The following is a 12257-nucleotide window of genomic DNA, read 5'->3' as shown; positions in this document are numbered from 1 at the left end:
ACAACGGCGCCGTTCGGACTGATCGTTCCGTTTTCCCCCGCGCTCGCCGTGATCGTATTACTGTTCTCGCCAATTTCTCCGTTCTCCGCGAGATTATAGAGCTCAAGCTCATACATAGCGTACATGCCCCATGTCGTATAGTTCGCATCATTGATCTGTATTCTCAGCTTTAGTGCATCTCGAACTTCAGGAATATTAGCAAAGGTGTGCTCCATAATGCCGTCATCTTTGCTGCTTTTCCATTGGATCGGTACCCCCTGCGCTATGGTTTCAAAGTTTATTCCGTCTGTAGAAGCCTGAACATCGATATTGGAAATACCCTGGATTAATCCAGATGTCGTAGACATGACGATGGTGTTAAAAGTTTGCTTTTGGTCCCAAGTAAGATTAATTTCATGCGGAAACGGATGTTCGGTATTGAAGCCTCGAGAACTCGCGAACATGGTATAAATAATACCGTCAACCATTTTCTTGGCACTATAGTCTTCGCCTTCGCGTTCTGCCGTTGCTGTAATATCAGAATAGCTTCTGGCAATATTTGTGCCTAGCTCATTCTCATTTCCTTTGAGTAAGTTCAACGTGTAGAGCTTTGTAGTCGTCCCGTCGCTTGCGGTGGATCTGATATGAACCACACTTATCCCAACTGGAATGTCAAAAGTCTGCGCTGTGTTATTGGCGACAGTCTTTCCGTTGATCTGCAAGGTACCCGCTTTGTCCGAAAGCGTTGGCGTAATCGTGATGGTGTTTACATCATTAGGAATCATTACTGGGTAGGTCGTCGTGCTATTGTCAAATGTAAAAGTAGGAACATTAGGGATTGTTAAATTACTAAGCGTTCCGTCTGCTGTAGGGTGAATCTCTCCGTTGTCTGGAAGGTTATAAAGCTCAAGTTCATATAAAGCGTATATGCCCCAATACGTATTGTTAGCGTCATTGACCCGTATTCTAAGCTTCAGTGCGTCATTAACTGTAGGGATATTCGCATATGTGTATTCCATCTTGTTGTCGTCTGTGCTGCTAAACCATTGAATCGGTACCCTCTTTGCAAAGGTGGTCCAATTCGTTCCATCTGATGTAGCCTCAACATCAATATCCGTTATCCCCTGTAATAACCCTGATGGCGTGGCCATGACAATCGTATTAAAGGTCTTCTGTTGAGTCCAAGTAAGATTGATCTCATGTGGGAACGGCACGGTGCTCGTGTACCCGCTGATACTAGCAAACATGGAACCGTAACTGCCGTCAACCATATTTGAAACACCATAGCCGCTACTATCTGCCCTGGCAGCGGTTGCTGTAATAGCTGAATAACTTCTCGCAATATTAGTGGTCGGTTGATTTACATTGCCTTTGAGAAAGTTTAACGTATAGAGTCTCGTGGTTTCCCCATCACTTGCGGTAGAGCGAATAAGGATCTTACTTTTGCCTGTAGGGACGTTGAATGTAAGCCTCTCACCGCTGCGATAATGTTGCCCGTTGATATCCAGGGTGCCATTTGCATCCGTAAGTGTTGGCGTAATCGTGATCACATCTACATCGCTCGGAATAATGGCCTGGTAATTGATATTGTTTTTATTAAAAACTACCGAAGGCACGTTAGTCAGTTCCAAACTTTGCAGCGTTCCGTCATAGATCTCCTGTCCTTCATACATACTTACTCTGAAGCCGTCAACGAATAAGTTTTTGTTCTCCAGGTTCACTACCTTGATCGTATGCTTGCCTGCTGACAGATTATGATTGCTGTATACCGATATCGAATCGAGTTGAACTTTCTCAAATAGGTCTATAATCATCGGAGCGGAATCGTCGATGGATACAGCAATTTTACCGGAACCTTCATTTTTCTCCGCAATAAGATCGATACCGGATCCTGTAAAGGTATAGGTCAAATTATCTTCCGCTTTCAATGTGCCTTGAACACCGCCCATATAAGCGTATTTCCGGCTTTTTGCAAACCATTCACCGTTGAAGGTGATCTCACCGGTCGCGTTATCGGTCATATAGGTGTTGGCTACATCCTGCCCATCATAGGGGCTAGTTGGTACCGGTATGGCACCCACAGATTCTCCGGCAGCCGCTTTCACCAGATAGTTATGAAGAGCTCTGATATACTCAGAGTCCACGGTATATTTTCTCGGATCAGATGGGCTAACGGCGCTATCCGCAATACGTTTGGCAAGCTCGGGATTGGTCTGCTTCAGTTGGTACATCAGCTCGTAATCCTCAAGTCCGTCTCTCTGGGCCTCGTAGCGTAGCGAGCTCTTCACCGTCATATGTTCCTTATCCGGATATACGATCGTGGAATCACCGTAATGAGGGACATACCATACATTCCAGCCCCAATGTAAGTGTCCTTGCACGCCGTCTTGACTCAGATTCCAGAATAACAACCTGCCAGTCAATATGGGCTGTGTCCAGAATCTGTTCAACCACGGAGCCGGATTCGCATCGCAAGTATATACCCACAAGTCTTTGCCTGCCGCCTGCTCCGCTTTGTACAAATTCTTCTTGGCCTGAAATACCGGCGTTAGCGGCACCCATACATCCACATAAGGTTTAATGGTTTCGTTCATTAGCGAGCCGGCTGCATCCGCGTCCAATGTTTTGAAATCCGGAACGACTTCTTTGATTTCTCTTGCGATATACGTCATATAGTTAACAATGCTAGCGCCGTTGGGTTCGTCCACCGTATGCTGATACCAAGTGTACCCGTTATCGTTAAGCCAACCTTTGTCGGCTAGATGATCGTGTAATGCCGTCAAGTAGTTCGTCAGAAAAGCGTCTGTCTCAGGTAGTGAATCAGGTTCGGGGATGGTCGTTTTCCACAAGTCATCGGGATCATTATTGTTGGGTCTTTCGCTTTGCGGCATTTGCATCAAGGCATGGATCAAGTGAATGTTCGCAAAGTGAGTAATCCCTCTATCCATAAAGGTTTGAACGTACCGGTCGAACAAAGACCAATCGATGTCGTCCGGGATGCCCTCTTTAAAAGACACCATCTTGTTCCCCGCTGCGTTTAATAACAGGTCCGTACGAACCCAGATCATGTTCTGGCGATAGTCCGTCATCGTTTTGGCGAAGTTATCCATCAGCTCAAACCATTCGTCGCTATACGTCTCCACATCGTAATAGCCCTCGCCTACGTCATAACTCGACGCCGTTAAAGGATCATCCGCAATAGGTTCCGGAGAACCTCCCATCATAAAGCCATTCGTCATCGCCCACTGATAATTAACGAAGTTGGCCTTTGACGTTTTCGGAATTTCAGCGTTAGCGACGTCAACGCTAATAGGGACTTGATAATTGCCTAAGGTCGTTTGCACCGTAACCATGCCTTGATAGAAGCCAGGAACGGCATTGTCAGGAACGTAATTCGTAATTAAGATCGGCTGAGTGGTGTTTGCCGCCACTTGTATAGAAGGCTCATTGGACAGCGGGTCGGGGATTTCGGATGCAGGGTAGATTAGCGTGCCTACCAAATCCGGTCGGTATATATTGGGCTGTACGGTGTCCTCCAGCACATATTCTTCGAAATGATAGCTTAAGTTGCTCTTCGATATCGTATTTCCGGAAGATGCGAGATCGGAAAATGTAACCCCCGTAATCTCGAACGCGCTATCGCTTCTTAGGGCAATTTGCTCATTTTCGTATTCGTTTTTGGCTGATACCAGATCGATGGAGCTTGCAGCATTTGCGGGGATCGTGCTGGTCTTATATACGGCGTTTAATGCATTGACCACCCACACGTCCATGTTGCTGCTGTCAGCATGGACACTAGGAGCATTGCCCTGAAAATAGGAGCTTGCTAGAATCATGAAACAGATCATTGTATACATTGCTCGTTTGAACATAGATCAACCATCCTCTCATTCTTTATTTAATACCAGAACACAATTAAAGCGCTCTCATTATGCATTATATTCTCAATTGAAACCCTGCTAAATAAGAGTATTTTTTGAAATCTAACAGATTTCGATTGTAAACAAGCATAAACGCCTTTGGCGTCCTTATAAGGACGCCAAAGGCGTTTATGCGATCATGAATCTTCTTCTCTTATGTGACGATACTGCGGTATGCGTACGATAACGGAAGTGCCAATCCCAAGTTGACTATGAATAATGATCCCGTACTCAGATCCAAATAAGAGCTGTAATCTTTCTTGCACATTTTTAATGCCATAGCCGGAACTTTCATGTTCAAGAATACGCGCAATCATATACGGTTCCATACCGACGCCATTATCCTCCACGACAAATACAATATCCTCACCGTCGAGACTTGCCCGCAGGATGAGTTTACCTCGCCCCTCCCGCAACAGATCGATGCCATGCATAATCGCATTTTCAACAATCGGCTGCAAGATCAAATGGATCATTTCAAATTGAAATACCTTGTCGTCCGCATCGAATTCTACGTCAAATCTTGTATTGTGCATAGCTAATTGAATATGTATGTATGCTTGGACGTTAGTCCATTCATCTTGAATCGCTATAATCTGCTTTCCTTTATTTAAAGTCGTTCTGTAATAACTAGAAAGGTGATTCACCAAGTCACTAATTTCTTGGGCATCGATACGCAGCGCTTTGGAATTAATTAAAGATAAAGAATTGTATAGAAAGTGAGGATTGATCTGAGCTTGCAGCGCTTTGAGTTCGGCCGACTTTTGCGTGACTTTTGTCTGATACACTTCCGTAATGAGTTGATTAATTTGTTTAAGCATAGAACCAAATCGATCGGTAAGTTGCCCGATTTCATCTTTGGAATTCGTGGATACAACAACCGTAAGATCACCATCTTCCACCATCTTCATTTTGGTGTTTAATTTCTCGATTCCTCTTAACAGCGTCTCTGAGAACAAGTAGATAATGATACTGAGGAAAACCATACAGATGAGTACAATGATGCCCGTTGCGCTTAAAATATTGCGAATGCCTGTATTGTATTGATTATCGGAAACCAAATAATGCAGTATCCAATCGGTTTGAGGAATATCTTTGTTTATAACTAAGTAGGATTCGCCACCTAATTTTGCTTTTGAAGTACCACTCCTTGAAAGTGATTGAAGTTGAACATCATCCATCTGCTCAACCTGCTCTGTTAACACAGGCCGATTCTGTTGATCGGTAATAATGATGCCCTTCCCTTCATTCATCTTGCCAATGAAATCACCGAAGATTTTATTGTAATCAAACCTAACGTAAAGTTCAGCGCTCACGATTTGAAGATCGATATTGTGAATCACTCGTGTGGCAAACAATTCTCCATCTTCGAACCACCACTTGGTTGACTCGCTGCCCTTTGTCGCTAGATACCAATCCTTATCCTTAACTGCTGAAGAGGGAGTAATGAAGTTTCCTAATTCAGATTGCCGATTCTCGGAATACAACATAATCTCAGTCATATCCCCAACCATATACATCAAGTTAAAAAAAATAGGTTCAATCTTATCATTCAATGTCTTAAATTGTGTGTACAAATCCTGATTCGGGTTACTCATCAAATCAATAAGCGCAGGATGGAAAACAATCGATTTCATTGACACATCCTGCCTCTGAAGACGGTAACTGATCTCTAGCGCAAGTTTCTTCGCCTCGTTATCCGCGCTTTGCTGAAACTGGCTATTCAATGAAGATTTGGAACTTTGGTAGGCATACAAGCCCAGTACAATCGTTGGCAGGAAGATGACAATCACATAAGAAAGCAATAATTTCTGACGCAGGCGGATATTACGAATAAATTTGAGCAGAGTCATCTCCTTCCGCCACCCTCCCGATATTGAATAGGAGTCAGGCCGTTATATTGCTTAAACATTAAATTAAAATAGGAAGTATTCGCGAATCCAACTCTACTGGCAATATCAACAACTTTAATCGTTGAATCTCGCAGTAGTTCCTTCGCTCGCTCCATACGAACGGCTGTAATATATTTGACTAGGCTTTGGCCTGTACTTTTTTTAAACAGAAAACTTAAATAACTTGACGATAAAAAAACGCGCTTGGCTAAATATTCGACCCCGATATCCCCCCCATATTCCATCTGGATGAGCGTCTGTACATCTTCAATCACTTTGCGGCATTGATCATCTGTCGCCGTTTCGATTCGCAGCAACTGCTCCTGAAAAACGGATAAAATGACTTCCCTGAGCTCAGCAATCGAATTGCAATGTGCGATTCGCTCCAAACCATCCTTTAGTAAATTGCTGTTTTTTTTGCCCTGAAACTCTACTATTTTTTTCATTATTTCTGTAAATAAGTGTTTGGCATACATAGAACTAAATCGCTTACTACTGCGCATACTCGCAATGAGAAACTCTATTCGAAGCTCTAGTGTAAGATATTCTTTTCGTTCAATGGAAGTATAAACATCCCTTAGCATAAGCTCTAACGATTCGTCATCTACATGGGCATGAATGCTTCCATCATCTTTAGAACAAACGACACTGCTATCCATAAAAAACCGAAAATTCATTAACTCTTCCATTTGGGTGAACTCGTCATGAAGTGCCTCTAGTTTATCGATCGGACTACCAATAATAATGAAACTTCTCCGATCGAATCGAGTCTCCAGCCATTCTTTAACCCCATCCCCATAAGCCATAAGCTCTTGCTGGTTATCGCTGATCGTTGAAGCTGGGTCAATCGCGACTAGCATGATGCTTTGATACTCATTCATATTTAAAAAAAGCATCTCATGTTTACAAGTCGATTGTAGGAATTCGAACACTTCTATATGATGCAGATCAAAAAAATGATTTAGCAATCCAATCATAATCATATACATCCGCTTATTTGCCAGATGACTTAGGCCAGTAAAAGCTGCCCGCTCCTCGTAATGGACGTCTCTCTCACGACCCTGAAGGAGATCAAACAGGAGCTTTTCTTTCTCATACGCCACTCCTTTATGAAAGCCTTTGATCAGCAACTCATCTTTCTCCCTCTGAAGTCGTTCGTCCTCTAATATAGCGATTATGGAATCGAACACTTTGAGGAATTCCTTCACATCGATCGGCTTCAACATATAACTAACCGTTCCAAGTTGAATCGCTTTTTGTGCATATTCAAATTCCCCATAAGCACTGTAAATAAGCACCTTAAGGTCCGGAATGACTATCTTTGCCTGCTTGATTAACTCTAGACCGTCCATGAATGGCATGCGAATATCCGTGAATAACAGATCTACATGATGGCCCCTTATATATTCCAGCGCTACTTCCCCATCGTTGGCCTGAGCAACAGAAAAGGGTAGAGCATGCTTATGAATAAGCCATTCAATAGCATCGATTTCTGCTTGTTGATCATCGACTACTAGAATATGATACATATTTTCCTCCTATCCGTTCATACGACGGTATTTACTCGCTTCCAGAGGATACTCACTACAAACCAAAGCATAGCACACTAGGCATTCCTATTCATACCATGTTACATTTAGCACATGATTTGGTTCCTATTGTCAGATGGATTCTGTTAGATTTCGCAAAAATCTGTTATTTCGATGGAAATGACATTTACATTACAATGATAACTATACCGTAAAACAATTTTTCTAAATTTGGGAGGTCTTTGTATGAAGAGAACGTGGTTAATTCCCACTACCGCTTTACTCACCTTGTCAATCCTATTTACAGGCTGCAGTTCGAACAACAGCACCGCAAAGGAAAGTGCAACACCGAATGATACGAAGACAACGAAAGAATCAAAGAATCCAGAACCGGTAAAGAAAGTGAAGGTCAGATTATCGTATTGGAACAAAGAAGACAGTATAAAGACACTTCTTCAATTATTCAAAGATAAACTTCCCGATATAGATGTGGAGTATCAGTTCATCGATAACAAGACTTACGTAGATGTCATCAAGACACAGCTTGCAGCAGGCGAAGGTCCTGACATTATCGGTGGAGTAATCGACGCAAATACCGTCAAGACAGGGTATTTCGAAGATTTAACAGAACGTTATGCTAGCAAGTATTATGAAACTGGCACGTCCACCGCAACATTTGATAATAAACTGTACGGGTTGCCGCAAGCTAGTTGGTTTAACGGGGTTTACTATAATGTTGATCTATTTGCCAAATATGACCTGAAAATACCAACAACGCTTGATGAGTACTTCCAAGTAGCGGATGTGCTGAAGAAAAATGGAATTAAACCCCAAGCGATCGGTCTAAAGAATCCTAACGTAGCAGGCCAGTCCTTCCTTGGTTTGGCACTCAATGATTTTATCGGCACAACAGAAGGAAAACAATGGAACGATGATTTTGGCAAAGGAAACTCAAAAATGGTCGATGCGCTGGAGCCTGCTTTGACGACATGGACCGAATACTTGAAACACGGTGTCTTCACCAAGGATATGCTTGGGCTTGAAGAAGAACAAGCGATTGACGAATTTACAAGCGGCAAGGCAGCTATGTTCCAAGCAGGACCTTGGTATATGGAAACCTTTAAGCAAAAGGCGCCTAACATGAAGATTGATATGTTCCCGAACCTGGGTACAAAAGGCGGCCCGGGTTGGATGGTCGGTGGTCCAGGGGTATCGTTTGGTTTGAATGCGAAGTCCAAAGTCAAGGATGCAGCGTACAAGGTGCTTGACCTGTTGTCCACACCAGAAGGTCAGAATGCTTACTGGGTCGATAATAAAGGAGGTTCATCTTTCTTGAAAGGGGTTACTTTTGAAATGCCAGCAGAGTACAACGGTGCTCAAGAAGCTTTCAAGGCGGGCAATGTCATGTACCCTGTTAATAATTGGGGCGTTGCTGGTCCTGCTTTTTTAGATCTAGGAAAAGGTATTCAAGAAATCATAGCAGGTACTAAAACGCCTCGTCAAGTGCTAGAAGCGGTAGACAAGAAAGCAGTTGAATTGCTGGAGAAATCTAAATAGGTCGTATAAATTACAAGGGGCAAAGCGATTTGCCCCTTGTACATCCTATAAGCTAAAGGTTGTTGCGTATGAACAAACCAAACATTTTCAAACGAGAAATCAATTATGTTCTGCTTCTGCTTCCTGCCTTACTTATTTATTGTACCTTTTTCATATTTCCGACGATAAAGACCGCTTTATACAGCTTTACGAACTGGTCGGACGTGCATCCAGTTGATGTCAAATTTGTTGGTATAGACAATTATATCGCTCTATTTAAAGATTCACTCTATATGACAGGTATTAAAAATACTTTAATCTATGCAGTACTCGCGATGCTCGGACAGAATTTGCTAGCCATTCCATTAGCGGTGTTTCTCAATAAAAGATTAAAAACAAAAAATCTGCTGCGGGCTGCTTTCTTCCTTCCTGCGGTGTTCAGCGTATTGGTTATCGGTTTTCTCTGGAATTTTATGTACTCACCCTCCGACTTCGGCTTGATTAATCAACTTGTAGTTGCTCTTGGCTTTGAACGCATCAATTTTCTCGGAGATCCGCATCTTGCGCTCTATTCGGTCATCATCGCCTCCGTATGGCAGTGGGTTGGTTACACAATGGTTATTTATTTGGCCAACTTGCAGAGCATCTCAACAGATTATTATGAAGCGGCGAGGATCGACAGAGCGAGCGGGTGGCAAATGTTCCGCTATATCACGCTTCCTCTACTGCTTCCAGCGATCACTTTCAATACGGTTATGGGGATGATAAACGGCATGAAGGTATTTGATATTGTTTATGCCTTGACTGGCGGTGGCCCGGGGTATTCTACGGAAACGATCGTATCACTCATGATCAAGAAAGGGCTCAGTGAAGGTTTCTATAGCTACGGAGCCGCATTCGGTATCGTATTCGTTATCCTCGTCGGGATCATCACCTTTATTCACATTTCACTAATCAAGATGTGGGAGCGGCGATAATCATGAATCGATATACAAAAGGAACTGCCGTCACGGAAATTCTCTTGCTCGTCTTAGCTGCGATTTTTTTGATCCCTATTTACTATTTGATCATCACGACTTTTAAGACCCCAGCTGATGCGGTCTCTCATCCGATGGGCCTTCCAGTTAACATCACGTTCGTCAACTACGTTCGCGCCTTTAAGGCAATGAACTACATTCATGTGTTGGGCAACAACCTTATCATTACGATTTCCTCCGTTGCGGGTATTGTTATGTTTTCTGCGATGGCTGCTTACAGCTTGGTACGACGCACGAGCCATTTCAATCGGATCGTGTTCCTATTATTCATGGTTGGGATGATGGTTCCGTACCAAATGGGGATCTTGGCACTTTATAAACAGGTAGCCCAGCTTGGGCTTATGAATTCCCACACGGGTGTTATTCTTATAGAAATTTGTTACAACCTCCCGTTCTCTATCTTTTTAATTAAAAGCTTTATCGGCTCTACCGTTCCATTTGAACTGGAAGAAGCGGCAAGAGTAGACGGCTGTGGGGTTTGGAGAATATTCTTTCAGATTGTGTTCCCGCTGCTTATGCCGGTGATTGCCACTGTAGCGATTTTGAATACGCTTGGTGTGTGGAATGATTTCATGACGCCGTTATTGTTCTTGCAATCCCGTTCAAAGGGTGTATTACTCTTAGAAGTGTTCCGCAATATTGGGCAATTCTCGACCGACTGGACGAGTTTCTTCCCGATGATGCTCCTAGCGGTTGCGCCACTCATTCTGTTCTACATTTTCATGCAAAAATATATCATTAACGGCATCACGTCCGGTTCGCTAAAGGGATAAGAGCTTAACGCTTTTGCAAGAGAAAGCCTTTGAAACTAAATACTTCTATTCCTAGGTTGCGCTTGAGACGAATACATGAAATCCCTGATCCGAATGGAGCAAGGGTTTCATATATTCGTCTTTTTGTCAGCTTAAAGCAAAGGAATCATATCGATCACTTTGCCTCCTCGCCCTTCTGCATGCGGAAAACATGGGCGATCGGAGCCTGCCCGTTCAATTCGCAATCTGGAAGCGTAATCGAGATTCCTTCAGGTGTACGCTCAACCTGTAGCAAGGCGTCGCTTCCTACAAGCTCGATGCCGGAAACGGGCTCCTGATAAGGAATATGAACGACCTTGGAGACGGCTTTATCTGCGCTTTCATACAAGTACGTACAATACACGGTATTTCCTTTTGAGGTGAACGCGCAGGAACCGGCAAAATACGGCCCGCACACGCGTGTGCCATATACCGCTTCACCGTAAACCTTCATCCATGCGCCCAATTCCTTGATGCTCTTGACCGCTCCGGCCGGCAATCGTCCGTCGGGCTGAGGACCTACGTTCAGCGCCAAATTGCCGCCTTTTGATACGACTTCCATCAGAATGCGAACGAGCTCCCTCCCCGATTTATACTGGTCATCGTATTTGAAGGCCCACTGTGTGCCTACCGTAATGCAGCTTTCCCACGGCACGTTCAGCGGACGCTGCGGAATCGTTTGCTCCGGCGTCACATAATTTTCGTAAGGTCCTCCGACTGTACGGTCCGCAGACAGCAGCCACGGCTGCGTTTGACGGGCGCGCTCGACGACCTCGCCCAACCGAATGTCCTGCTTAACCTGGTCACTATCTTTTACCCAGCCCGCATCCAGCCACAAAATATCGATCCGGCCGTAACGAGTCATCAGCTCCATGATCTGCTCATGGGTGAAATCGACGAATTTCTCCCACAGCCACGGATATTCCTCGGGGGAATACGAAGGCCCTCTCCATGTATCGCGGCCCCGCTCCATTCCTGGCGCCCAGTAATACGGCATATGCCAATCCGCCTTCGAAAAATAAGTGGCGATCGCAAGCCCCTTGCTGCGGAAAGCGTCAAACACATGCTTGCAAACGTCGGCATAGCGGTGTGCATGAAACGGTGTTTCGGAGCCGGTAATCCGGTAATTCGTCGTATGCGTGTCCCACATGCAAAATCCGTCGTGATGCTTTGTCGTAAAAATCAAATATTTGAACCCGCCTTCGGCGGCGATATCCGCCCATAGCTCCGGCTGGAAGCGGAATGGATTGAACGTGCGGTTCAGCCCGAAATATTCGCGCTTCATCTCTTCGTAGTCGCTCGTCCAGTCGACATCTTTACGCGCCCAATCACCATCTTCGTCGCTGAGAATCCAGGACTCGACCTCGATCTGCGAATAAGGTCCCCAATGCATCATTAGGGCCAATTTCTGATCCTTGAACCATTCCAATCTTTCCAGCGTAATTGGATTTTCAGGTTTCACCCAATTCGTCTCGCTGCTATAACCGTGGACGCCTTCCTTCAATTCCGGCGCTTCTGCTTGCTGAAGTTCCTTGATTTCCATATCGTTCATCGGGTTTCCTCCTTCGGTTCT

General features: G+C 44.3%; 7 protein-coding genes. 3 read left to right on the top strand and 4 right to left on the bottom strand.

Annotation, left to right across the window (positions count from 1 at the left end):
• The 3 genes from BW961_RS26795 to BW961_RS26785 all read right to left on the bottom strand — a co-directional run.
• Positions 1–3851: glycoside hydrolase domain-containing protein (locus BW961_RS26795; RefSeq protein ID WP_076577059.1), on the bottom strand; the 3851-nt coding region annotated here is incomplete at its 3' end.
• A gap of 185 nt (positions 3852–4036) precedes the next feature.
• Complete coding sequence (locus tag BW961_RS26790; RefSeq protein WP_068592727.1) at positions 4037–5752, bottom strand: sensor histidine kinase; 1716 nt, start codon at positions 5750–5752, stop codon at positions 4037–4039.
• Positions 5749–7320, bottom strand: coding sequence for a response regulator (locus BW961_RS26785; protein WP_068592724.1), 1572 nt, complete (start codon positions 7318–7320; stop codon positions 5749–5751). The genes BW961_RS26790 and BW961_RS26785 overlap by 4 nt, the downstream gene beginning before the upstream one ends.
• Positions 7321–7566: 246 nt before the next feature.
• Here BW961_RS26785 and BW961_RS26780 point away from each other — a divergent pair, with 246 nt between their 5' ends.
• From BW961_RS26780 to BW961_RS26770, 3 genes are all read left to right on the top strand, one after another.
• Positions 7567–8877, top strand: coding sequence for an ABC transporter substrate-binding protein (locus BW961_RS26780; RefSeq protein WP_068592723.1), 1311 nt, complete (start codon positions 7567–7569; stop codon positions 8875–8877).
• A gap of 68 nt (positions 8878–8945) precedes the next feature.
• A complete protein-coding gene (locus BW961_RS26775; RefSeq protein ID WP_068592721.1) occupies positions 8946–9833 on the top strand; it encodes a carbohydrate ABC transporter permease in 888 nt (295 codons plus the stop codon).
• A gap of 2 nt (positions 9834–9835) precedes the next feature.
• Positions 9836–10666, top strand: a complete 831-nt coding sequence (locus BW961_RS26770) for a carbohydrate ABC transporter permease (protein WP_068592720.1) — start codon at positions 9836–9838, stop codon at positions 10664–10666.
• 154 nt (positions 10667–10820) lie between these two features.
• On the opposite strand, the gene BW961_RS26765 is transcribed toward BW961_RS26770, so the two are convergent.
• Entirely contained in the window at positions 10821–12227 is a 1407-nt protein-coding gene (locus BW961_RS26765) for an alpha-L-fucosidase (protein ID WP_068592856.1), read from the bottom strand.
• Between the last annotated feature and the right edge of the window lie 30 nt (positions 12228–12257).

It is taken from the genome of Paenibacillus macquariensis, assembly GCF_900156375.1.
In the GTDB taxonomy this organism is placed as follows: Bacteria; Bacillota; Bacilli; order Paenibacillales; family Paenibacillaceae; genus Paenibacillus_AQ; species Paenibacillus_AQ macquariensis.
Note: the sequence above shows the minus strand (reverse complement) of the source record. Positions and strands in the feature narration are given on the sequence as shown.